Genomic DNA, 24,070 nt, shown 5'->3' on the forward strand with positions numbered 1-24,070 from the left:
TACTTGATTCGTTAGCGATCGCAATTACTTCTTGATATCCCGCCTCAACACGCACAAACTCGCTAATTCTTGCTATTTGTTCTTATTCGCTTTACTCCTACGCAACCTCACTAAAGCTCTAACTCGCCCTTTAAATGCTTCAAATTCTTCGTTGCTCAATTTGGTTTTCTGCCATGCTGGACGTTGCATTAAGCGCTCAGACCATTCATTTAGCCTGGGGTAATCACTGAGATTAACACCTAAATTAGGTAATGAAAGTACACCTATTCCCGCAACGATATCTGCTAAAGTTAACTGGTGACTACCAAAAAAACCGCGATCGCCAAGCACTTGTGTAAAAAATTTCAGTACCTTATTTATATGCTGCTTTGCTTGTGCAGCTTGTGGTGAATCTTCACTTTCATAAATTAGTGAAATCACTTGTGGAAATAATTCATTAGCAGTGACTAATTGCACCATCCTTACCTTTGCTAATGCCTGAGGCTCAGAAGGTAACATTACAGGTGTAGGATATTTACTTTCTAAATAGTCCATAATTGCCAGTGATTCTACAACTCGAAAACCCTCATCCACCACAACCGGAATGTGATGAAAGGGGTTAATTGTCGAAAACTCTGGTTGTAATTGATCGCCATCCAAATTAATCAAAACTGATTCAAAGGGTATCTCCTTTTCCAGTAAGGTCAGCCATACACGACGAGCATTTGGCGAGAGCGGATTGTAGTAAAATTTCAGCATGGTGAATCCTTGATAAATAAAACCGTTCAGTCTGAAAATAGTTAAAAAAATTTCAGCTTTTATCAAATTCAAATTTCCTGAGTCACTTGCTGACACTGGAAATATTTCTTTTGCAATTCTTCTGGAATTTTAATAGGACGACCATTGTGTAAACTAATAAAAGCACCTTTTTGTGTAGCCACTGCTGCTAACTCATTATTAGATAAAATTTCCGCTTGCACAGTCCACTTCAACCGTCCTAAGTTACTCAGCCATAAATGTCCAATTACTTGATCAATAATCTTTATCGGACGTTTATATTCAATTTCAGTTCCAGCTAGAATCGGTGTATATCCTTGCTCAATTTGTTGATTTAGTTGCCAATGTTCATCTAAAAACTTTAAACGTAAATCCTCTAGGCATCTGATATACACAATATTACTCACGATTCCCATAAAGTCAATGTCATAAGTTTTTACAGGAATTGTTAATATTACTTCTAATGGTCTATGCAAATTGTTATTTACTAGCATTATTTCTCAGGGTAAATTATTTTTTAATACTGCTCGGTCTGTAAAATAGGAAAATATAGCAGAATTCAGGAGTCAGAATTCAGAATTCAGAATTAAAACACGCTTTATTCCTGGCTTTGAGACTTAACTCGTGTACTTCAGCTTCCTTGAAATCTGCTGTAAATCTAAAGGTGAGTTTCTAAGTATTGATTTAGGTGATTAATTACTCTATGCATGTGAATTGAATCTCCATAAAGCTTGCTCATCATTACGGCTCCTTCGAGTGTTGCAATTATGATGGTAGCGATTTCATCAGCACTCTCTTCTGGGCGAATTTCACCCTTTTCAATTCCGGTTTCAATAATTCGACGAATCAGATGCAGCCAAGAGTTCATCGCCTGTTGAGCGCGTTCTCGCAACGCTGGATGAGCATCATCACTCTCCACAGCAGTATTCAGCAGTGGACACCCTCCCTTGATAGGTGGATTTTCTGCGAAGCTACTAAATACGCCAATGATTGCTTGCAGGCGTTCTACTGCGTGGCGTTTACTTCGTAATGCAAATCTAGTATGCTGCCTGATGCGAGCGATCGCAAAGTCAAAAGCCTGTAGCGCCAGATCATCTTTGCTTTGGAAGTGATTGTAAATTCCTCCTTTCTGCAATCCAGTGACACGCATGATATCTGACATCGATGAGCCTGCATAACCCTGTTGATTAAACAGTTCGGCTGCTTGGTGGAGAATTCTGCTTTTTGTTTCTTCGCCTTTGGACATCAATTTTTCCGACCGAATGGTCTGATTAAGATTATCATGATCAATTCCTCACAGTCAATATATTTGAATTAATTATTGAATACAAATTATTAGCTTTTCTTGCAATAAGGTTAGTGATAACTCCTAGCGCTAACTGCTTGCGCGGTAAAGCAAGCCAACGCAGACTTCACCTAGTCATAAACACCGTTAGTTTTGATGCTTACCCCCACCGCAAGTAATGAGGATTTTGGCATCAGCAGGAATTTCAGCAGCAATTTTGGCGATTTGACCTTTACCAAACAAGATTTAGGCTAGGGAATCGGATTTGACTTTGAGTATTGTAATCACTTTCACGGCGTTGCCGAATTGCAGTATGAATCCAGTCTAGAGACTCGATATATCTTTTCTACAAGGGTTTGAATTATCCCTATGGTTATTGACTTGTAGGTAATTTTTTTAGCAACCAGTCCTCAGAAGTTTAACCGACTGCGGTGTATTATCCAGAGAATTTAGCGATATACAACGCGAATACGCTGGACGTTTGCTCATGCTTACAAGTAAAATACGGTAAGTGCATCGCCTTACGTGCTTTTACATGTAAAACCGCAAAAAAACCAGTTAGAAGTTGAGTTTAGCAGAGCAACTGACCCATAAGCAGTTATCAAAGCCTGTTTCAGCTAAATGCCAGTTGTCATGCTTCCAAAAACTTCCAGACAGGTTTTAAGTTGTCCAGGAATCCTCTGCCCTAACCTTTAGCTGGATAACCTTTGTGTCACTCATCCCTTGAGAAACACAATAACTTGCCATCACTAGCTCCGTCTATCACTGGGCTATAGTTTGGCTGCTCTCTAGCGGTGAAGCTTTAGCTAACTTTCGGTTCTAGCTGCTCGTAGTTAAGTCAGTGAACAGTTATCAAGGCTTCGTTTGGAGATTTAAACCCTAACCGATGCTGCTCACTTATAGAAGTGGGAGACTCAACAAGACTCTGATAACTGATAGCTGATAACTGATTCTTGAAACCCCCGAAGAGTATGCACTATATATTACTACCGCTCTTAAGCTTTTTTGTTGGCATCATCGTTGGTTTGACGGGAATTGGCGGAGCCTCTCTGATCACTCCAATGTTGATTTTTGTTTTTCAGGTTCCGCCTTCCATCGCTGTGAGTTCTGATGTTGTAGCTGCCACATTGATGAAGATTGTTGGTAGCGTCAAGCATTGGGAACAGAAAACCCTTGATACAGAAGTTGTCAAATGGCTGGCATTCGGGAGTGTTCCAGGCTCACTGTTTGGGGTGGGAATTTTGCACTTCATTAAACGTACAGGTGAGTATAACCTAGATAACATCTTGCTCCGTTTGCTTGGCGGGATGATTTTGTTAGTCACAGTGTTAGCACTAGTGCAATTGTTGTTATTGACTTTTTTGCCCAAATTTAATTTACCCGAACTGCCAAAGTTAGACTTAGAAACTAATTTTGGTCGTTTCTTAACAATCAGTTTGGGAGCAATTTTAGGCTGTTTGGTTGGTCTAACTAGCGTCTCATCAGGTTCAATGTTTGCCCTAGTGCTGATTGGTTTTTTCCGCCTTGATGCACGGAAGTTAGTGGGTACAGATATTTCACACGCAGCAATTTTACTGCTGTTTACAGCCCTCGCTCATCTCAGTCTGGGAACAGTTGATTGGAGTCTGGTACTGCCTATATGGTTAGGCTCTGTTCCAGGGGTGTTACTAGGTGCTAAAGTCTGCCAAGTAGCTCCGCAACGCCCGTTACGGTTTATCATTTATGCCATTTTGATGATGGTAAGTTGGAAATTAGTTCATCAGGTGTGAGCAATTTGAGATTTTCAACCCTAATAGGACTTACGCAAAATATCTCTGAAACTCTGATTTCTCAGTGTACTCTGCGCCTCTGCGGTTCGTTATTCGGTAACTCGTGCCTAAGTCCTACCTAAATCCAGCATCTAACATTGATTAACTTCTCACCCAAGGTAGTAGAGTAAATGTACCTCGTTCATACATAATGAACAGACCCAAGCCAATTAACACAAAAGGTACGACGGCTTGACCGTAGCGACTTAAAATATAAGCAATGGTAGGTTGACGGCTTAAAAAATAAGCGATCGCACACCAAACCCCTACCATGATAAAAAATATACTTAGAATTACTCCCAAGCTGGCAAGATCGTGACCAGCGAATAAGGGAATATATATACTAATATTGTCACCACCATTAGCGATCGTTACTGCCGCTACTTTATAGGTTTGGGGGTGCAAAACACTCAAAATAAAAGACAATATGGGGTTAGTAGGTGTGGACTGACTAAAATCATTGCTGACTGTCTGAACTGTTATAGTTTCTTCTTTTCTAGATACTAATTGCTGAAGACCAATTGCTATTGGTAGCAGTCCTAGCAATCCTATCCATTCTCGCTGGATAACCAATCCACCAAAAAATCCTGGTAAACTAGCGATGATAATGGCTGCAAAACCCAGATATTGACCGAGTAAGATATGCCGGGGGCGAAAATTAACATCTACCTGTGTAAAAAATATTAATAAAATAAAGATGTCATCTATGTTAGTGGCTATGAAGGCAATTATCCCTTCACTGAAGAGTGTCCCTAGCTTACTCATGCTGGATTTTTATAACCTACGATTTACCACCATAGCAAATTCACTAATTTGTAATTCGTAATTCGTAATTCGTAATTATTGGCGAAACACTCGCGCATAATTGTCTCTCTTGGTGGCCTAGAAGAAAGTTGGGGTCTAAATCCGAAACTAATTCAATTACGAATTACGTTAGCGAGTCTGCGATCGTCATGATCAATTACGAATTATTTTAACCTTCTGGCACAACTAAACTTTAAAATGACAAAGCAATTATTTGCAATGAGAGGATTTTTTCAATGCCTAGACTTACGGTTTCAGCCATTTTCATATGAACGAGTTAGTTACTGCAATTACTACCGGGGCGATCGCGTTCATTGCCACTAACATAGATGATATTGTCATTCTATTATTGTTTTTTTCTCAAATAAATGCTCAATTTCGCCTCCGGCATATAGTTGCTGGTCAGTTTCTAGGTTTTACGGTTCTATTAATCCTTAGTCTTCCTGGTTTATTTGGTGGATTAGTTTTATCAAAAAGCTGGATTGGATTACTTGGTTTATTACCAATGTCCATAGGTATCAGTAGCTTAGTGAATCGGGAAGAAGATTCATCAAAAGAAGTTGTAGCTACAACAGAAGAAGCTGAAGCATCAACAATTACTAATTTTTTTTCTCCCCAAGCTTATAGTGTGGCAGCCGTTACAATTGCTAATGGTAGCGATAATATTAGTGTCTATGTGCCTTTATTTGCTAGCAGCAACTTAGAGAGTTTTTTGATAATTATCGGATTATTTTATTTCTTGTTAGGAGTTTGGTGCTACGCTGCATACAAATTAACTAACAACAGAGTCATAGCGGATGTATTAACTCGGTATGTTAATAATCTTGTGCCTTTTGTTCTGATAGGATTAGGCGCTTTTATTGTATTAAAAAGTGAAGCTTTGAGCTTAATAAAGCTAGCTGCTAGTTGTTTCTGTTTGATGATTTTGGTAAAAAATAATCAAAGTGTCGATGAAATTGGCGAAAATTCTAGTAGATAACCATGCAAATTTTAGATTTTGATTTAGATTAAAAATCTAAAATCCAAAATCTAAAATCCCAAATTGGTATAGGGAATCAAACTTTACTCAACCACTCATTCTCCTCTGGGTCTTTGAACAGTGAGGTACTGAGATAGCGTTCGCCGAAGCTAGGCTGGATCATGACGATTAGGCGACCGGCATTTTCTGGACGTTGTGCCACTAGAATAGCCGCGTATAAAGCAGCGCCAGTAGAAATCCCCGATAACAATCCTTCTTCTTTTGCTAGGCGACGGCTGTAAGCGATCGCTTGCTCATCTGCTACCTGAATCACTTCATCTACCAGTTCTGGACGGTAAATTGCTGGGATAAATCCCGCACCAATACCCTGGATTTTGTGAGGCCCTGATTTACCACCTGTTAATACTGGGCTGTTGCTTGGTTCAACTGCGATCGCTTGAAAACTCGGCTTGCGCCCTTTAATAACTTCTGCAACTCCGGTAATCGTCCCACCAGTACCGACTCCCGCCACGAGAATATCCACCTCTCCATCGGTATCATTCCAAATTTCTTCTGCTGTGGTTTCGGCGTGAACTTTCGGGTTAGCGGGGTTGCGAAACTGCTGCAACATATAAGCATTGGGCGTTTGAGCTAAAATCTGCTCTGCACGACCGATCGCCCCTCGCATCCCTTCTACCCCTGGCGTTAACTCTAGTTGAGCGCCATAAGCTTTGAGCATCAATCGTCTTTCCTGGCTCATTGTGTCAGGCATCGTTAGAATAAGATTGTAACCCTTAGCAGCGGCCACCATCGCCAGCGCAATTCCTGTATTTCCAGAAGTCGGCTCTACTAAAACCGTTTTTCCGGGGTGAATCAAGCCAGCTTCTTCTGCCGCTTCCACCATACTCGCGCCAATCCTGTCTTTCACAGAAGATGCTGGGTTCATGCTTTCTAGCTTCACCACAATCCGAGCAACCGCTCCCGAAGCTTGGGGAATCTTGTTTAATTGAACTAAAGGAGTTCGTCCGATTAACTCTGTGATATCTTTCGCTATCCGCATGTGGGTACTCCGTCGTGTCTAAATATAATACATTGGACTCTGCTGGGCGCGAGTTTCTCTTTCCTCACACAAGTCTTGGAGTGTATAGCTACCCAAAACTTCAATTGAGGCAGCGTTAGCTTGCTCCCAAACTTCATAAATCAGAGTCTTTTCCAGAGTCGGAGAGTCAGAGGTATCTTTCTCTTTCCGCTCACCTTCGACTAAAGTGACAATTTCTAGCAAAGTGATCTGCCAAGGTTCACGAACTAAAACGAAACCTCCTTTAGAGCCGCGTTGACTCTGCACCACACCAGCACGCCGGAGGTTGGTCAAAATTTGTTCCAGGTAGCGCTCAGGTATAGGTTGCTTGGCGGTAATCTCGCTCATGGTCAGGGGAACTTTTTTTCCGTGGTTACTTGCCAGTTCTAAGAGTGCTAGCAGAGCGTATTCCACTTTGGAAGACAGATCCAAAAGAGCGTAGTTTTGGCTATTCAAGACTGTATTCAATATACTACGGTGAATTGGGGGATTGATCGCGGTTTATGCCAAATTAATTTTTTCCAACTGTGGAATGTGATAGCATCCCACTTATTGCCCACAAAAACACTATACTCTATCGACTTACCGTAGATTATGATCTGACAAAATTCCCATGAATGACTTAATGTTTTTGGGGAAATTATCCTGAGTTTCTGTTTTCAGAGCCTCACCTACCAACAAAAATCTCAACAGAGTATGCTACTAACTGATTTGCGAACGATTTTTGAGCGTGACCCAGCAGCCCGTAACTGGCTAGAAGTATTGTTCTGTTACCCTGGACTCCAAGCTCTAATATTTCATCGATTGGCACACTGGCTGCATAAAATTGGCATTCCCTTTATACCAAGATTCATCTCTCATATTAGTCGGTTTTTAACCGGGATTGAAATCCATCCTGGGGCATTAATTGGCCAGGGAGTTTTTATAGACCACGGTATGGGAGTTGTGATTGGTGAGACTGCGATCGTGGGTGATTATGCCCTAATTTATCAAGGTGTCACCCTTGGCGGCACTGGGAAAGAAAGCGGCAAACGCCATCCCACTTTAGGCTCTCATGTAGTTGTGGGAGCGGGTGCGAAGGTATTGGGGAATATTCAAATTGGCGATCGCGTCCGAATTGGAGCCGGTTCTGTGGTGCTGCGAGATGTGCCCAGTAACACTACTGTAGTTGGGATTCCAGGGCGCGTGACTCGTCAGAACAACTTGGCTACAAATGTTCTGGATCATGATAAAGTACGCGATGTAGAAGCTGAAGTCATCCGCGCTTTATTTGAACGCGTCAAGGCTCTAGAGAAACAGTTCGAGCAGTTGGAAGATCAATCAAGTTTGTCTCCAACTGAGCTTGGCGACCAACCAACCGACAAACCTAAGAGCAGAAATTCTGATGGGATGATTGAAGATTTTCTTGATGGTGCGGGAATTTAGAAAATGGGCATGGGGCATGGGGCATGGGGCATTGGGCATTGGGCATTGGGCATTGGGCATTGGGCATGGTTATTTTCCTTGTCCCCCTCATCTCCCTCATCCCCCTCATCTCCCCCTTCTTCCCCACTCCCCACTCCCTACTCCCCACTCCCAATCTTTAAAATACCCATAGGCTCTTAGAACCTGATATAAATATAATACTACGGTTAATTTATCGGAGAATAGTGTTATAGAATATGGTGTCTTTGTACACAAGCTTATCTAGCTTAACTAGTAATAATACTAAGCAAATTTTTGCCCGTAGATCATTTCTGCCAGAGCATAAAAACGGACTTTGGAAGATTGAAACGGGTTTTGTTAGGACTTTTACCTATCTGGAAGATGGTACAACCGTCGCTCTGGGATTGTGGGGTCCTGGAGATATCGTTGGTAAGGCTTTGTCAAAATTAGAACCTTATCAGATGGAATGCCTAACTAAAGTGGAAGCGACAGTTTTACCTTTAGAGGAATGGACTCAACTAACAGAAACTCTACTTGCCCATATCCAACAGGCTCAAGAATTGATGATCATTCGTAGCCATAGAAAAGTGGATACTATGCTCATCAAGCTGTTGGCATGGTTATCCAAAAAGTTTGGTTCGGAAGTTGAGAAGGGACGTTTAATAGATATGCGTCTAACTCATGAAGATTTGGCGGAAATGCTCGGTTCAACTCGTGTTACCATCACTCGTGTTCTTGGGCAGTTTGAGCAAGAAGGCTTGATTAATCGTCTCTCCCTGCATCGAATTGTGCTGCGAGAAGAAGAAATTTGGTACTACGAAATTTAGATTATTTCAGCAAAACCAGCGATCGCCATTACGTCGCTTCTCTACCAGACGGTGAAAGTAGCTTGCTTAGAGAAGGGGTACCCTTGATTCTGAATTCTGGCTTCTGAATTATTCTTCAAAAATTATTTGGTTAGCGATCGCTATAAGCACTAGACAAATCCAGCCAAATCGGTAGCCCCAGTTTTTCTAAATAACTCAGGCTAGAGTAGAGTTGCTTTGTTCTTTTGAGTGAGAAAGAAAAAGTCTGCAACCTAAAATTAGAATTGAGAGCGAAAAGTGGATTTATGAAAGAAGATATTATCGAGATCACTGGTTTTCACGCTCATGTTTACTTCGATAGCGCGAGTCGGGATGTAGCTGCGCGTGTACGTGAAGGATTAGGCGCTAGATTTGATGTGCAACTCGGACGCTGGTTTGACAAGCCCATCGGGCCTCACCCACAAGGGATGTATCAAGTTGCCTTCTTACCAAATCAGTTTGATAAAGTCGTTCCTTGGTTAATGCTCAATCGTGAGGGATTGGATATTCTCGTCCACCCTGAGACAGGCGATGCTGTGGCAGACCACGCGGTTTATTCCCTATGGTTAGGAAAAAAGCTAGATTTGAATATTGAGTTTCTTCGACAGCTTAGTTCGACTTTATCCAATTAAGGAAAGTAGCTCACTTTAGGAAGCTTTTGACTTAAACTCTCAGAATTTGTTAAACCCTTTAATTCCAGATAACTATTTATTAATGTGAGCTTTGCTAATAGAAATCAGGAATTACTTTCACAGAAAGGTTATGCTGTTGATCAGCATTTTCATAAAAAGAAACTTTTCCATGAAAAATACCTCTGCGAAGGAAATAAGTGCAGGCATTTTCCGATTTGGCAACCCTAATTTCAGAGTCACGAAGAAACAGATTTTATTTAGTACCCTCATCCTATGCCTTAGTTTACTTGGATTGAGTGGTTTCTGGTTTAAATCCAGATATAAATTTGATAATCAGATGAGTGTAAAACTACAAGAATTATCTAATGTCGATTATCCAGCAAATCCCGCGCCTTTAGGCAAAAACTTTCAAAGATATTCTCATAGGAAACTAACAATTATTAAGAGAGATAATACACATTTCGATTTTGTGCTTAACCCAACAGACAAAAAAACGGCACAAATAGTCATAAAAAATGTTGATTTAGGGCTATTAGTCCCTAAAGCACCCGAATGGGTTAAAAAAGATCAAGGTTTAGAAACAATCGCTTTTACAGACCGCGAGTGGAACAGACAACAGATTAGTTTTCCTGCTAATTCAAAAAATCTAGAAATTGTCGGAGGAGATGGTTTTGAAAAGCAAAACCTCGTAGAGGTCGCTTTGGCTAATAATTGCTTAAATGCAGGACTTTGGGAAATTTTACTTTTCACTAAAGACGATGGTAATAAATCCCTTTATTATCAAAGTTGGTTTACCTTCCCGATGGGACATTATAAAAATATTTTTGAAAATATTAATAAGATTTCTTATTGGCAGCATTGGTGGAAATTAGAACACTGGCAAGATCCAAGTGGCACAATAGTAAAGACTAATCTTCTGAGAAACGTAATTGATGAAAAAGAAGTTGCTACTCAGTTCCCCCTTGATGAAAGGATAATTGTATCGGCAGAACAAAGTAGAAAAGTTAGAACTACGCTAGCGACCAATATCACCAAATGGAGAGATTTTTACGATGCTAACAATGAAATTAAATTTGCAAGTTTTCGATCCCCAGGATTTTACGATCAAAATAAGCCTTGGGGAAATGAATACTGGAGAATAGGCAAATTTGACAAAGCCATTTTAAGGAACATTAAACCGATTGGTGTTGAAACCAATTTACAGGAAATTGAGTTAGTATTCACTGATATTAAGACTAGTGAACAAAATAAATTATTCATTAGTGGGGTTAATCTAAAAACGCTTCCTCAATTGCCTGTAGAAGAGTATCCTAAAGGCTTATATATGCCGATGGGAATTGGGATACCTCCTTTTTATCAAAGCTACGATGAATTAACGAAAAATCATCCAGATGTCAGTCCCTACTTCAGTTTTTTACTAGATTCACAGCAGCGTTGGATAGATCATCACCACTTAGCAGTTGATGGTTCAGTGATGCATCTTGATAAAGATAACCCAAATCTTTTGCATCTTTACTTGCTATCCTACGAAAGGAATACTTTAATAGCTCATTTTTTGATCAATTTAAAATAGATATAGTAATCCGCTTTGATTATTGAACTGACTTGCGTAGGGTGGGAGTAGGGAATAGGGAGTGGGGAGTAGGGAATAAGCCTTTTCGATTAGTACTTAATTTGTTCAAAAATCAAATAGGAGTCCTATATGGCGGTTCTTGATTGAGTAGGTACTGAACCCCACCCCCAACCCTCTCCCCGCTCTTCGAGAGGGGGCTATGATGTACCTTATGTGATTAGGAAACGCTATATCGAATTCAAGTGATATTATCGCAATCCTAAATGAGTCGTGAAAATCTCCGATTCCTCTCTCTGCCTTCTCTGCGCCTCTGCGGTTAATTTATTTTTACAAATGATTTAGGACTGCTATATAACTAATTAGCCAGACTTGATATAACTGGTTGATTTTAATATTTACTCAACCAGTACTTGCTTAAGTAAAGCCATCCACATATCAGATGGATCGGAGTAGTAATCAATTTCTTCAACTTGATATTGATAAGATTCACTGCCTTCTCGTAAAATAATGCGATCGCCGGGTTTGATGCCTTTCCCTATTCCAATCATGTACCCGATTGTTCCTTCGTTGAGACGCTCAAATACATAGTCGCTTCCCCAAACTTGTTGGCTGTAATCGTGTATTTTATGCTTCTTTTTTAATTTGGTTACTGGAGAGTTAACCAGAGCTATTTTTTTTAAAAAACTAAAACTTAAACTCATATCTGTTCTGATTTAAGATAAGGCACTCAACAACAATTTAAAAATATAACTAATAATTTAAAAGTCAGTTTTTTAAGACATAATTCTGAGATATGAATGTTTAATTTATACTAAATTTTATCAAATCAGAATTATTTTTCCAGCAAATTAGATGTTTTTTAGCTTAACAACTTTACTATGGGAGCATCTCACTTTCGTAAAAAGCCTTGTAAAACCTCACCCCAACCCTCTCCTTACTAAGGAGAGGGAGCAAGAACCTTGTTTCTCATCTGGTATATTTGTAAAACTGAGATGCTCGCCTTTATTATTGACTTAAATTTACAGTACTATTAACCGCAGCTTCAACTGTAAAATCACCGAATTATTAAACAATACTTGGTCAGACAGGAGTATTTTTCCTTAATTAGATAATATTATTATATAAATATTTTATGTCTTAAGAATGTCGTCTAAGTATATTTTTTAAGACAAATAGGATCTATTCCCTATTTGTGGTTTTTAGAGCTACATCTACCTGCTCTAGTAATACTTCTAGGGTGGAGGAGTTATCTAAAACGACATCTGCACGAGCCACTTTTTCTTCGATAGATAATTGGCTATTGATCCTAGCTCGTGCCTGTTCTCTATTTAAATGGTTTCGTTGTATCAATCTTTGTAGCTGTTGCTCTTGGGAACAACGCACTACCCAGATTTCTGTAACCAAATCAGTCATTCCTGCTTCAAATAATAGAGGCACTACTAACACCAGTGTTTGTGAGGAGGATTGGACAATTGCTTTCAGGAAGCGATCGCGCACATCAGGATGAATCAAATTCTCTATCCAGTTGCGTTCATCTTGACGATTAAAGATAATTTCGCCTAGCTTTTGGCGGTTGAGGCTGCCATCTGGTAGTAAAATTTGTTCGCCATAACGTTGAGCGATCGCACCCAGAATAGGCGAACCTAAAGATACTGCCTCTCTAGCATAAATATCTGCATCCCAAATCGGCAGGTTATAAGCGCTAGCTAAATAATTGGTGACAGTGGTTTTGCCTGTGGCAATACCTCCGGTTAAGCCGATTATGCGTTTTGTCATCTGTCATCTGTCATTTGTCATTGGGGGTTTGATATTAAGAATTTGTCGCCCATGTGATCAGTGCTTGGGTTAAACCATCTAAAGTATATTCTTGGGCTTCTACATCCACACGCCCAAATAAAGCATGACAAGTTTTCGAGGTTTGGGGGCCGATAGAGGCAATACAAACTCCTTCTAATAATTGGCTAGCATCAGAGTTGTTGGAATATATCTGGTTAGTAAGTTGACAGAAAAATTGCACAGTTTTAGAACTGGCAAAGGTAATTACATCTACCTTGCGATTTTGGAGAGCTAACTCTGCCACAGGTGGAATACCACTAGGACAACAAGATTGATATGCGGCAACTTCTATCACCTTTGCTCCCTTGACAGTTAATTCCTTAACTAAAACTTCTCTGCCGCCGCTTTCAACTCTGGGAAATAAAACCTTTTTACCATCCAGTTGATCTGGAAAATTTTCCACTAAAGAATCGGCAACAAAGTTGGGGGGAATAAAATCTGGTTGGAGAGAGTGTTGTTTGAGACTATGGGCTGTTTTCTCGCCAACAACGGCAATTTTAACGCCTGCTAAGGCACGGGTATCTTTACCTTGCGCGATTAGCCTTTCAAAAAAGTAGTCTATGCCATTGGTAGAAGTGAGAATTAACCAGTCGAAGTCAGATAAATGAGCGATCGCATTATCCAAAGCTTCCCAACTGGAAGGCGGGCCGATTTCTAAAGTAGGCATTTCGATGACTGTTGCACCTAATGCGATCAGGCGATCGCTAAATTGGCTCGATTGTCCGACTGAACGTGTCACCAGGATTGTTTTGCCAGTCAGGGGAAGAGGGGATGAGGGGGATGAGGGGGATGAGGGGAAGTTACTTAACATAGGTTGGGGTGTGGTAGTACTCTCGTTCACAGGTTCAGCCTGGGAATGCCTGATAATTTCGTCTAAATATATATTCTCAGGTTGTAAGTACTTGCGTAGCTCAACAACTTCGCCAATCACAATTACCGATGGAGAAAGGGATAATTCGCTGGTTTGTTCCAGAATATTGCCCAGTTGCGCTGTCCAAATTTGTTGATCAGGAGTTCCTGCCCAACGGATGATGGCAATGGGTGTTAAGTGCGATCGCCCGTGTCGCACCAGTTGATCTACAATCTCTGGCAGATGTTGCCCTCCCATCAAAATTACCAGTGTCTCTAAGCGTGAGAGTGCCTCCCAGTCTAAAACCTCTGGTTCATGAGCTGTAAGCACTGCAAAAGTACGACTCAACACCGGATCTGTCAGGGGAATTCCTGCCAACAAAGGTGCTGCAAGGGCTGAGGAAATTCCTGGTACTAGTTCAAAATCACAACCAGATGCTTTCAACGCTTCAATTTCGGAAGTGCAACGCCCAAAAATTAACGGATCGCCTGATTTGAGCCGTACAACTTGTTTTCCTTGATGGCAATGCTTTACCAGTAACTTGTTAATCTCTGTTTGGGTTGTACTGGGTTTACCACCGCGTTTCCCGACATCCAACTTCAAGCAATCAGGTGGTACACACTGCAATAATTGAGCATCTACTAAAGCATCGTAGACTAACACCTGAGCAACAGCTAAGAGATTGTAAGCTTTTACTGTTAGGTATGCCACATCTCCAGGCCCAGAACCCACGAGGTAGACTTTGCCCCTTTCTTGAATCATGGCCATTTGTCAATAATTAATAGTCCTGCTTCCTCTGTTTCTTTCCCAATGCCCCATGCCCAATGCCCCATGCCCAATGCCCAATGCCCAATGCCCAATTATTCAATTCGTCTGGGGATTAATTTTTTGGATTAACTGATCAACCTGCTCAACCATCTCCTTGTTTTCGTCAGCTTGAAATAACTCTCTGGCTTTTTTGAGATTAACGATCGCTTCTTGTGGCTGTTGTTGTCTTCCTAAAGTGATTCCCAAATTATAGTAAGTGAATGCATCGTTGGGTACGAGGCTAATGGCTTTTTTGTAATGTGCGATCGCTTCTTGAGGTTTACCTTGATCGTCCATTGCATTTCCCAAACCTGCGTAAGCTTGTGCATGTTTGGGATCAAGGCGAATCGCTTCGGTAAATCCGGCGATTGCTTGTGCTAGCTTGCCTTGAGCGTAAAAAGCGCTTGCTAAATTATAGTGAGCGTCTGCATAGGTGGGAGCGAAGCTAATGGCTTTTTTGTAATGCGCGATCGCTTCTTCTAGTTTGCCTTGAGCGTAAAAAGCATTACCCAAAGCATTATAAGCTACTGGATTTTTCGGTTCGAGGCGAATGGCTGCTGTATATTCGGCGACTGCTTCTGCTGGCTTTCGTTGAGCGTACAAGGCGTTCCCTAAGTAATAGTGAGCGTCTGCATAGTTGGGATCAAAGCTAATGGATTTTTTGTATTGGTTAACTGCTTCTGCTAGCTTACCTTGATCGTACAGAGCATTTCCCAGACGCGTGTAAGTTGGGGCATAACTGGGTTTGAGGCGAATGGCTGCTGTATATTCGGTGACTGCTTCTGTTAGCTTGCCTTGAGCATACAGAGCATTTCCTAAGTTATAGTGAGCTTCAGCATATTTTGGTTCAAGGCTGATGGCTTGCTTATATTGAGCGATCGCTGCTTCTAACTGATTCAGTCTTGCGAAAGTCAAACCCAAATTAAAGTATGCTTCAGAGTCTTTAGGATCGAGGCTAATGGCTTTTTTGTAAAGTGCGATCGCTTCTTGTGGTTTGCCTTGATCGTCGAGAGTATTTGCCAAAGCAATATAAGCTTGTGCAAAGTTCGGTTCCAGTTCAATTGCTTTCCTAAAAGCCGCCTCTGCTCCTTTTAAATCTCCTTGTTTGTAGAGATTGGTTCCTTGCTCGAAGTGAGCAACTGCGTTTTTGTTCTGAGGAACTGCGGGCTGTGCCGAGTCATCAATTTTTGATAAAACAACGCCAACATCTCTACCAAAGGCAGTACTAGCATTACTCAAACCCAAGCAGATAATAGCTGCTACCAGTAGATTCTTGTTTTTCAGCATTTTTATTACCTTATCTGCTTGGTTTACGTGTAATATCGAGTTCGGCTAATTGCCATCATCAAAACACAACCGACTATTTTTCTTAACCCAAGCGTATTGGGTTATAACAGAAATTATAAGTGATTAACCTAACTTCATACCAGTGTACTCTCATATAATATACAGCAGATTTCAAGGAATATGAAGTATACAAAGATTCGTTCCAAAGCAAGGTATAAACCCTGTTTTACTTCTGGATTCTGAATTCTGAATTCTGAATTCTGAATTCTGCTGTAATTGTCCATTTGTAGACAATAGGTGCGGCTTTATTAGGAGTAAAAATTTCTTTTTTAGGTAATTCCTGACGCTTTTGTTTCGAGAAGTTGAACAATGGCTACAATTAATTGTTCTGGGTTAAGAGGCTTGGATAAATGCAACTGAAACCCAGCTTTTAGAGCTTCTTGCTGGTCATCGTTTCTAGCAAAGGCAGTCAAGGCAATTGCTGGAATTTCTCCACCTTGTTCTGGTGTCCGAGTTCTCACTTGATGTATTAACATATAGCCATCCATATCGGGCATACCAATATCGCTGACCAACACATCTGGCTTTACCTCTGCTAGGGTTTGTAATGCTTCAAATGCGGAAGATACCGCAATGACAAAAGCCCCATCTTGCTCTAATACAAAAGTAATAAAATCTCGCGAATCATCATCATCCTCGACAACTAAAACCCGAACGTCAGCGAGAAGTAAGGAGTTAGTAGCTAAGAATGCAGGATAGTTTTGTTCATCCGTCAGGCTTGGGCTTTCATCTGGCACAAGCGGTAAGCTAACAGTAAATATTGCCCCTTTACCCTCACCCTCGCTCTCTGCTTTGACGATGCCGCCATGCATTTCGATGATATTACGCACAATTGCCAATCCTAGTCCTAATCCACCAAAACTTCTAGTAGAGTTGCCATCTGCTTGGCGGAAGTAATCAAACACATAAGGCAAAAACTCAGCGCTAATTCCCTTACCTGTATCGCTAACGATGATTTGAGCATAGCTATCAGCTTGCTCTATTCGTACTTCTACCTTTCCACCCTTGGGTGTAAATTTGATAGCGTTAGAAACGAGATTCCAGACGACTTGCTGCAAACGAGTCGAGTCGCCCATAACTTGTCCCGCATCCGGTGCAAATGCTGTATTCACCTCAATCAACTTTGTTTCTGCCGCTAAGTGCATTGTCTCTAACGCAGACAATACTGTAGACTCTAGGTTAATCTTCGTAATATTCAGCGTCAGTTTGCCCTGTAAAATTCTGGAGATATCCAGCAAGTCCTCAATGAGTTGAACCTGTAAGGTGGCATTCCGCTCGATTGTGGCTAGTGCTTCAGATGTCTTTGCTTGGCCAAGAGCGCGGGTTTGCAACAACTTTGACCAGCCGAGAATTGCGTTTAGTGGGGTGCGTAGTTCGTGAGAGAGGACGGCCAGAAATTCATCTTTAATTCGATTGGCTGTTTCTGCTTTCGCTCGTGCTACTTGTTCTAATTCCAGTAGATGCGCCCGTTCTTCAAGTATTTGTTTTTGTTCGTGGATATCCGTGCATGTTCCAAACCACTTCACTACAAAACCTTGCTCATCTTTGAGTGGTAAACCTCGCGCTAGCTGCCAACGATAGGAGCCATCAAAAGCCCGTTTGAAGCGATATTCATTATTATATATAGTCCTATTTTTTACAGCATTAGACCAGATTTCATCAGCAGTTTGGACATCATCTGGATGCAATGCCGCCAACCAACCATAACCCAAGGACTGCTCTAATGTTAGTCCAGTGTATTCACACCAATTTTGATTAAAATAATCAGATTCACCGTTAGCATCGGTTGTCCATACAAGTTGAGGAATTGCCTCAGCCAAGTAACGGTAACGTTCTTCACTTTGTCGGAGAATTTCTAAGATGCGTTGGCGTTCAAGGATTTCTTGTTGTAATTGCTCGTTGGTTTTGGTAATTTCATTGGTGCGAACAGCAACCATTTCTTCGAGATGATTCTGGTATTTTCGCAGTTCTTCCTCTATCCTTAAGCGTTCGGCTATTTGTATTTGAAGTTCTTGATTTGTTTGTTCTAATTGAGCAGGGCTAGGAAGTGCCAGTGCTTGTGGAACTAAAAACACAAGATTTACTGCTGTAATTACAGATATGATTGCAGTTATTGCTTTGACAAACCCCGACAGCCAATAGGTTGGATGCCAAAGCGTCCAAATCTCTATTAAATGAGCAGTGCCACAAGCTACAATAAATGCACTAAATAGTAGAAAAATCCAATCAAAGGGCAAATCCTGCCGCTTGCGGACAAAGTAGAAGAGTGTAGCTGGAATCGAGTAATAAGCTAGTGCAATGAACGCATCAGATAATATGTGTAACCAAACTAAATTTGTTTGCCATAGATAGCAGTGTCCATGTGGAATAAATGATCCTGATGTAAAAAAATTAGTCCACAATTCTGATATTATGTCTGACATAAATACTTGATTGTTTTGAATCGATAAAATTTAATAATATCTTGTCTGAAGATAGGAATAAGAGAATGAGTAAACGAACCGCAAAGGACGCAAAGAGCGCAAAGGTAAGAGGTTTGTAAAGGGTTTTTGTCTCAGTACCATGAATTTTTGGAAAATTTGGATGCTCTTTCAGATTGTAATAGTAAGGGCTATGAAGGGAGTGATCAAACTTGCGAAAATGGCAGACATAATTCCAGACAATTCAGTTAAGCATTTCTTCTTTTTCTTCCTTCTCTTCCTTTGCGCTCTTTGCGTCCTTTGCGGTTGGTAAAAAAATTGACCTTGACAAAGAGTTAAACTTTAACTGAACCTTACCCTGGCATAATTACGGCAGACACTGATAAATTCCAAAATAAAAACCATTCTCACCATCATGATGGGAATGGTAAAAAAATAAAATTAGGAGACGGAACAAGAAAATTTAATCTCCGCAATTCTCATTCAACTTAAGATTCACTTAACTTAGCACTCATTTTATCTAAAAGTTGAGTGATTTTTTTAGCTTTTTCAGGTTGGCGCTGTTTTTGTAATAAATCTTTAGCTTGTAGCAGGTTAGTTTTAGCTTCCTCTTCTCGCTTTTGCTGCATGAGAATATTTGCTAGACGCAAGTAAGCATCAGGATTTTTCGGACTGCGGCGAATCACTTCCCGGAATAATTCTGTTGCTTCCTCCACTTGACCTTGATGGTTTAAAACATCTCCTAAAAACAAGCGCACCACATCATTTGTAGAGTTAAGAGAAATCACTTTGCGAAACGCTGCTTCTGCACCTTGGTAATCTTTTGCTTGAGCCAGATTCATTCCTTTTTGAAACAAGTCTGAGGTAATCAAAGTTTTCCAAGCGAAATAGCCCAGGATTGAGAGACTGAGAACAACTACAAGAGCAGCGATAATAGAAGTAATGGGAAAGGTTTCTAGCATTGTCTAAGCCAAAAAGCAGGCGATAGGAAAAATTAGATATTCCATAAAAAAGAGTTTCCAGATAAATTGGTAGAATTGAGCGATCGCACTTTTATCTTGTAAGTCTACTGCCAAACTCCGCAACCACATCCAAACTAGCAGCCCCAAATGAGTAACTACCAGAAATATGGGGTTAACTGAGGCAATACGTAGCACACCAACTAGAATTATTCCCAAATAGCAGACAGTTATCACCCAAAGAGCCAGATTAAACACAGCCTGGGAACCGAGTTTGATCGTGAAAGTAGAGATATTATAGAGGCGATCGCCTTCCATATCTGGTATATCTTTAAAGATCGCGATCGCAAAGGTAAACACCAAGATAAATAACGTCAGCACCCACACTACGGGCGGAATTACTTGGCTTTGTTGCAATGCCCAACTATAATGCAGATACAATCCTAAGTTAACAATCGTACCGCGCACCGAAAAAATACACAGCGCCGCCCAAACGGGAAACTGTTTTAAGCGAATTGGCGGTAAAGAATAAGCAGTACCAATGGTCAAACTAATTGCTACCATACCCAATAAGAATGGCCCAGTTAGCCACGCCACAACTAGTGCCAAAATCCCAGTCAAAGCGACAATTAATTGCCCCGTCTGTCGGGAAAACTCACCTGATGCTAACGGTAAATGAGGCTTATTAATCTTGTCAATTTCCACATCTTCTAATTGATTCAGCCCCACAATGTAGACATTTCCACACAAACAAGCAATCCATGCGCCGAAGAGAGGGAGTAGGGAGTGGGGAGTAGGGAGTGGGGAATCAGTATGATTATTAATGGCAATGGCAATTAAATATAAACCTAAAACACTCAGACTTGTACCAATAATCGTGTGAGGGCGAGAGAATTTCCAGAAAGCGTATAACCAATGGAAATATGATTGAACGGGTTTGGGTGGCAAAGGGGTGTTTTGAGAACTCTGGCTCATGAGTAGTTTAGATTCAGTATTCCGGTTTATTGTTAACTATTGTCACAGAATTTGGATATTAACAAGAGCCAAAGGTCTAGACGCAGTGTATTTTCGTAGGGTAGGCAGGATTAGGGCGTGTTTTCAAACTATAACCACAAGAGAATGGAGGCGATCGTAATCATAGCTGTATAATTTAATCTACAATTCTTTATTCAGAGCAACTGCATTAATGCATGGGGTCAATCTAAAATCGTTCGACTGAGCATCTCGACTTCGCTCGATGGAACCGTAGCCGAAGTCCAAAATCCAAAATTGATTGACCCCAATAGAGAATGCGGCAATTACAGCCAAGGATGGCGTGGAGGATAAACCCCATTGAGGAAGTAGTTACCAACAGCGTAATATTTCCAGCGCACGGGATCGTGGAGTGTGTGAGCGCGAGCATTTCGCCAGTGGCGATTGTAGTTGAATTGCTCCAATGTGGACTTAGTACCTGCTAGTTCAAACAATTTGTTGGTAGCTAGTAATGCTGCTTCGGTGGCCAATGCTTTGGCTTCCGCAACTGCGATCGATGCTTCCACTACCTTAGGTTCTTCTAAACCTGACTCGTTGGCGATGTCAATAAACTCACCCGCACGTCGCAACAATCCTTCAGCAGCGTGAACCTGAATTTGCACATTGCCTAAGTTATAGAGCGTCAAGGGGTCTTCGTATCCTTTTTCTAAATTGCTGTCAACCCAAGGGCGGGTATGGTTGCGGACAAAGTAGATGGTGTCACGAACTGCTGCTTTGGCAATCCCCACGTCTACAGCCGCTTGGATGATTTGCGCGATCGCACCCATTGGTGTTGCCCTCTCAAAGGCTAAGTAGTGCGGAATGACGTGTTCTGCCTTCACTTTCACATTTTCAATAATGGTAGTGCCGCTAGCAGTGGTACGCTGTCCGAAGCTCGTCCAGTCATCAAGTAGCGTCAATCCGGCGGCATCTCTTTCGACAAATGCCACCACTGTCTTACCATCTTGACTAGCAATTACGGGAACCCAATCAGCTAGTAATGCCCCGGCAGAGTAATATTTACGTCCGTTGAGTACGTAGTCAGAACCATCTGGTTCTAACTTTGTCTGGACATCAGTAACAGATTTAGTGCCAATTTCCGAGAAGGCGTTACCAAAGCGCTTACCTTGTAAAGCCAAATCAAAGAAGAACTTCTTCTGCTCATCTGTACCATCCAAGCGAACTGCTTCCACCATGTAGAGGTGGTTTTGGGGAATTTGACCGAGGCTAGAATCAGCTTCGGAGATGATTTTAATCACTTCTGCTAAGGTGACATTAGATACAAAAGCCCCACCATACTCTTTGGGGACTGTGATCCCCCACAATCCACTCTGGGAGAACTTTTGCACTTCCTCAGCAGGCAAACGCCGATTTTGATCGCGTTCTGAGTCTCCCTTGGCAAACTCAGCTGCCAATTCATGAGCGATCGCGATCGCTTCTTTGTCATCCCGAATGATATGCGCCTTCTGTTCCGTATCAATTACTGATGTCATAATATAACTCCTTGATTGTGATAAGTATTTAACCAGACAATGATCTAAATACATTGGCTAGTGGTAATTTATAGGGCTGATTGCAATATGCCAATACACAGATTGAATCTGGTAACATTCTTTGAATGATCAACTTTTTGTAGGAATGGGTTTAACCATTGAACGACTTCCCAAATAAAGCCCGGATAAATTACACAACTACTTGCAGAAGTCTTAACTGTCAAGAATCTACTAGACCACAACTAACTCATCAGCCTTACGACGATTAGCTTCTAGTTCGCGCACAATCGGAATTACTGTCCGACCAAATGCAGGCAAATCATCCGAGTAGTGTAAGAAGCCACCGAGAATTAGATCAACTCCGACTTCATAAAACTGGCGAATCTTGTCAGCTACTTGATCAGCCGTACCAATTAAGCCGGAACGGAAGCCATCGTTATACTGCACCAAGTCTTCAAAATTGGAATTCGCCCACATTCCATCACGCTCACGAGTAGAAGCTCCCGCCTGTTTCACTGCTTCACCAAATCCTTTTACCGCTTCCACATCTGCTTGAGCAATAATATCGCGCAATACTTCATGGGCTTCTGCTTCCGTATCTCGCACAATGATAAAGGAATTCAGACCAAACTTAATTTTGCGTCCTTCAAGACTCGCTAATGCAGACACTTCTTCAATCTGCGATCGCACCCCTTCTATAGTGTTGCCATTCATAAAATACCAATCAGACACCCGACTAGCCATGCGCCGCGCTGCTTTCGAGTTACCACCTTGGAATATCTCCGGGTGTGGATTCTGATTAATCGGTTTGGGCTTCACCCAACCACCATTAATGCGATAAAAGTCGCCCTTGAAGTGAAACTCCTCCTCTGTCCACAAACCTTTGAGAACGCGGATAAATTCCTCTGAACGACGATAGCGTTCGTCATGGTCTAACCAATGTTCACCATATATAGTGAATTCATCTTTGAACCAGCCGCTAACCACATTTAGTGCAAACCGTCCGTTAGAGAGAAAATCAATGCTGGAACCGATTTTGGCAACTACTCCCGGATGCCACAATCCAGGGTGAACTGCTGCAATTAGCTTCAATTTCTTGGTGACAGGAGCTAGGGCTGACACGATTGTAAGTGCCTCTAGCTGGTACTCAGCGCCATAGCTGGCGATAAATCTGGCTTGTGCTAGAGCATATTCAAACCCGACTTCTTCAGCCGTCTGAGCTAGTTGAGCATTGTATTCGTAAGTCCAATCTGTCCGTTGGGGGATTTTACTAACAACTAACCCCCCGCTAACATTGGGAATCCAGTATGCGAACTTAATATCTACCATAATTGTGCGTTTGTAATTGAAACTGCTTGGTTATTTGTCTAAGTTTGCTTGTAATCCAACAAAGCCTAATTTTTGATCACTAACAAATCAGCTAAACTTGATTCGGCAAAATCTTAGTCAAAATCGAAAGCTTGAGAGCGCCTGGAAACTACTCTGACTTTATAAGTAGACAATCTCAAGATGTGATAGTGGCAATATACCATAACTCGACCGTGCTACCGTAGTTATTAATGTATCAGACTTTATCACGATAATTTTTCCGATGTCGTGACTCGATATACTTAAATTTCATTTCCATATTCCATTTTGGAATACAGCCTAATTTTGCTGAGTGAGTATTTAATTATTTTTAGGACTAGCCCTTTCAAGGTCACTGATAAAATCTCTGCTTTCCTCTCTGCGTTCTCCGTGCCTGGAGCGGTTTAAAAGTTATTTATTGAACCACTCCAGGCGCAGAGAAGCCAGTGCGTTGGGGAGCCAGTGCGTTGGGCGGCGAGCCACTCTTGTTGCACCTGGCGTCGGGCTCCCCGACTTGTTCGCGCAGCGTCTCCCCTTGGGAGAAGCAACTGGCGCGACACAGAGAAAAGAGGGATTATTATCCAAAAATTTTACCCACCTTGAAAGGGCTAGTTATCAGGACTTACGAATTACGAATTATATTGAGTGCTTTTGGCAATTTGGCATCCAAAATTTTTCTGTTGCAGTTTTAATTGAGATATCAGCAGGGTTACAGGGAGATTGAGAAAATTCTACAAGGGATCGATTCCCGTCTCAAAAATCCCACCCAATGGCCAGTTGTTGACGCTCACGCTCTGTCAACCATCGGAAATGGTCGATGCAGCGCAAGCGTCACC

23 protein-coding genes are annotated in these 24,070 nt (G+C 41.4%); 7 read left to right on the forward strand and 16 right to left on the reverse strand.

The features are described from left to right. Nucleotides 1-72: 72 nt before the first annotated feature. The 3 genes from V7L05_RS11760 to V7L05_RS11770 all read right to left on the reverse strand — a co-directional run bounded on the left by V7L05_RS11760 (nucleotide 73) and on the right by V7L05_RS11770 (nucleotide 2,002). Nucleotides 73-738, reverse strand: a complete 666-nt coding sequence (locus tag V7L05_RS11760; RefSeq protein WP_335164367.1) for a glutathione S-transferase family protein — start codon at nucleotides 736-738, stop codon at nucleotides 73-75. Nucleotides 739-806: 68 nt separating this feature from the next. Continuing rightward, nucleotides 807-1,250 carry an acyl-CoA thioesterase gene (locus tag V7L05_RS11765; RefSeq protein WP_335164326.1) on the reverse strand — a complete coding sequence of 148 codons (444 nt, stop codon included), beginning with the start codon at nucleotides 1,248-1,250 and terminating at the stop codon, nucleotides 807-809. Between the two features lie 164 nt (nucleotides 1,251-1,414). After that, a complete protein-coding gene (locus tag V7L05_RS11770) occupies nucleotides 1,415-2,002 on the reverse strand; it encodes a TetR/AcrR family transcriptional regulator (RefSeq protein WP_335164327.1) in 588 nt (195 codons plus the stop codon). 1,010 nt (nucleotides 2,003-3,012) lie between these two features. Here V7L05_RS11770 and V7L05_RS11775 point away from each other — a divergent pair. Beyond that, on the forward strand, nucleotides 3,013-3,810 hold the full coding sequence (locus tag V7L05_RS11775; RefSeq protein ID WP_335164328.1) for a sulfite exporter TauE/SafE family protein: 798 nt from the start codon (nucleotides 3,013-3,015) through the stop codon (nucleotides 3,808-3,810). A 141-nt stretch (nucleotides 3,811-3,951) separates the two neighbouring features. On the opposite strand, the gene V7L05_RS11780 is transcribed toward V7L05_RS11775, so the two are convergent. Further along, the gene (locus tag V7L05_RS11780; protein ID WP_335164329.1) at nucleotides 3,952-4,614 is read right to left on the reverse strand and encodes a cadmium resistance transporter; all 663 of its coding nucleotides are present in this window, start codon (nucleotides 4,612-4,614) and stop codon (nucleotides 3,952-3,954) included. Between the two features lie 307 nt (nucleotides 4,615-4,921). On the opposite strand from V7L05_RS11780, the gene V7L05_RS11785 reads away from it, so the two are divergent. Further along, entirely contained in the window at nucleotides 4,922-5,632 is a 711-nt protein-coding gene (locus V7L05_RS11785; RefSeq protein WP_335164330.1) for a cadmium resistance transporter, read from the forward strand. A 76-nt stretch (nucleotides 5,633-5,708) separates the two neighbouring features. Here V7L05_RS11785 and cysK read toward each other — a convergent pair whose 3' ends face one another. Beyond that, nucleotides 5,709-6,671, reverse strand: a complete 963-nt coding sequence (gene cysK / locus V7L05_RS11790; RefSeq protein WP_335164331.1) for a cysteine synthase A — start codon at nucleotides 6,669-6,671, stop codon at nucleotides 5,709-5,711. A gap of 18 nt (nucleotides 6,672-6,689) precedes the next feature. Then, nucleotides 6,690-7,172, reverse strand: coding sequence for an RrF2 family transcriptional regulator (locus V7L05_RS11795; RefSeq protein ID WP_335164368.1), 483 nt, complete (start codon nucleotides 7,170-7,172; stop codon nucleotides 6,690-6,692). A gap of 213 nt (nucleotides 7,173-7,385) precedes the next feature. Here V7L05_RS11795 and cysE point away from each other — a divergent pair, with 213 nt between their 5' ends. Then, nucleotides 7,386-8,114: a serine O-acetyltransferase gene (gene cysE, locus V7L05_RS11800; protein WP_335214688.1), complete on the forward strand. Its 729-nt coding sequence runs from the start codon at nucleotides 7,386-7,388 to the stop codon at nucleotides 8,112-8,114. Here the strand turns inward: cysE and V7L05_RS11805 are convergent. Then, the gene (locus tag V7L05_RS11805; protein ID WP_335164332.1) at nucleotides 8,111-8,248 is read right to left on the reverse strand and encodes a histidine kinase; all 138 of its coding nucleotides are present in this window, start codon (nucleotides 8,246-8,248) and stop codon (nucleotides 8,111-8,113) included. The genes cysE and V7L05_RS11805 overlap by 4 nt on opposite strands. Before the next feature lie 102 nt (nucleotides 8,249-8,350). Here V7L05_RS11805 and V7L05_RS11810 point away from each other — a divergent pair, with 102 nt between their 5' ends. The 3 genes from V7L05_RS11810 to V7L05_RS11820 all read left to right on the forward strand — a co-directional run bounded on the left by V7L05_RS11810 (nucleotide 8,351) and on the right by V7L05_RS11820 (nucleotide 11,164). After that, a complete protein-coding gene (locus V7L05_RS11810; protein WP_335164333.1) occupies nucleotides 8,351-8,941 on the forward strand; it encodes a Crp/Fnr family transcriptional regulator in 591 nt (196 codons plus the stop codon). A 284-nt stretch (nucleotides 8,942-9,225) separates the two neighbouring features. After that, entirely contained in the window at nucleotides 9,226-9,591 is a 366-nt protein-coding gene (locus tag V7L05_RS11815; RefSeq protein ID WP_335164334.1) for a DOPA 4,5-dioxygenase family protein, read from the forward strand. Between the two features lie 169 nt (nucleotides 9,592-9,760). Then, nucleotides 9,761-11,164 (forward strand): hypothetical protein, encoded by a 1,404-nt coding sequence (locus tag V7L05_RS11820; RefSeq protein WP_335164335.1) that lies wholly within the window; start codon nucleotides 9,761-9,763, stop codon nucleotides 11,162-11,164. Between the two features lie 395 nt (nucleotides 11,165-11,559). Here V7L05_RS11820 and V7L05_RS11825 read toward each other — a convergent pair whose 3' ends face one another. From V7L05_RS11825 to cobA, 3 genes are all read right to left on the reverse strand, one after another. Beyond that, entirely contained in the window at nucleotides 11,560-11,865 is a 306-nt protein-coding gene (locus tag V7L05_RS11825; protein ID WP_335164336.1) for a hypothetical protein, read from the reverse strand. A 478-nt stretch (nucleotides 11,866-12,343) separates the two neighbouring features. After that, nucleotides 12,344-12,940 carry a dephospho-CoA kinase gene (coaE, locus tag V7L05_RS11830; RefSeq protein ID WP_335164337.1) on the reverse strand — a complete coding sequence of 199 codons (597 nt, stop codon included), beginning with the start codon at nucleotides 12,938-12,940 and terminating at the stop codon, nucleotides 12,344-12,346. A gap of 34 nt (nucleotides 12,941-12,974) precedes the next feature. Further along, the gene (gene cobA / locus V7L05_RS11835) at nucleotides 12,975-14,612 is read right to left on the reverse strand and encodes a uroporphyrinogen-III C-methyltransferase (protein ID WP_335164338.1); all 1,638 of its coding nucleotides are present in this window, start codon (nucleotides 14,610-14,612) and stop codon (nucleotides 12,975-12,977) included. A gap of 6 nt (nucleotides 14,613-14,618) precedes the next feature. Here cobA and V7L05_RS11840 point away from each other — a divergent pair, with 6 nt between their 5' ends. After that, entirely contained in the window at nucleotides 14,619-14,747 is a 129-nt protein-coding gene (locus tag V7L05_RS11840; protein WP_335164339.1) for a hypothetical protein, read from the forward strand. Here V7L05_RS11840 and V7L05_RS11845 read toward each other — a convergent pair. The 6 genes from V7L05_RS11845 to sfnG all read right to left on the reverse strand — a co-directional run bounded on the left by V7L05_RS11845 (nucleotide 14,715) and on the right by sfnG (nucleotide 23,216). Then, nucleotides 14,715-15,944, reverse strand: coding sequence for a tetratricopeptide repeat protein (locus V7L05_RS11845; RefSeq protein ID WP_335164340.1), 1,230 nt, complete (start codon nucleotides 15,942-15,944; stop codon nucleotides 14,715-14,717). The genes V7L05_RS11840 and V7L05_RS11845 overlap by 33 nt on opposite strands. A gap of 329 nt (nucleotides 15,945-16,273) precedes the next feature. Beyond that, nucleotides 16,274-18,427, reverse strand: a complete 2,154-nt coding sequence (locus tag V7L05_RS11850; protein ID WP_335164341.1) for a hybrid sensor histidine kinase/response regulator — start codon at nucleotides 18,425-18,427, stop codon at nucleotides 16,274-16,276. 485 nt (nucleotides 18,428-18,912) lie between these two features. Then, on the reverse strand, nucleotides 18,913-19,386 hold the full coding sequence (locus V7L05_RS11855) for a tetratricopeptide repeat protein (RefSeq protein WP_335164342.1): 474 nt from the start codon (nucleotides 19,384-19,386) through the stop codon (nucleotides 18,913-18,915). A 3-nt stretch (nucleotides 19,387-19,389) separates the two neighbouring features. Beyond that, nucleotides 19,390-20,358 (reverse strand): homogentisate phytyltransferase, encoded by a 969-nt coding sequence (locus V7L05_RS11860; RefSeq protein ID WP_335164343.1) that lies wholly within the window; start codon nucleotides 20,356-20,358, stop codon nucleotides 19,390-19,392. A 323-nt stretch (nucleotides 20,359-20,681) separates the two neighbouring features. Next, nucleotides 20,682-21,887 (reverse strand): SfnB family sulfur acquisition oxidoreductase, encoded by a 1,206-nt coding sequence (locus V7L05_RS11865; protein WP_335164344.1) that lies wholly within the window; start codon nucleotides 21,885-21,887, stop codon nucleotides 20,682-20,684. Nucleotides 21,888-22,118: 231 nt separating this feature from the next. Beyond that, nucleotides 22,119-23,216, reverse strand: a complete 1,098-nt coding sequence (sfnG, locus tag V7L05_RS11870; RefSeq protein WP_335164345.1) for a dimethylsulfone monooxygenase SfnG — start codon at nucleotides 23,214-23,216, stop codon at nucleotides 22,119-22,121. Nucleotides 23,217-24,070: the final 854 nt, after the last annotated feature.

It is taken from the genome of Nostoc sp., assembly GCF_036917755.1.
Lineage (GTDB): Bacteria > Cyanobacteriota > Cyanobacteriia > Cyanobacteriales > Nostocaceae > Nostoc.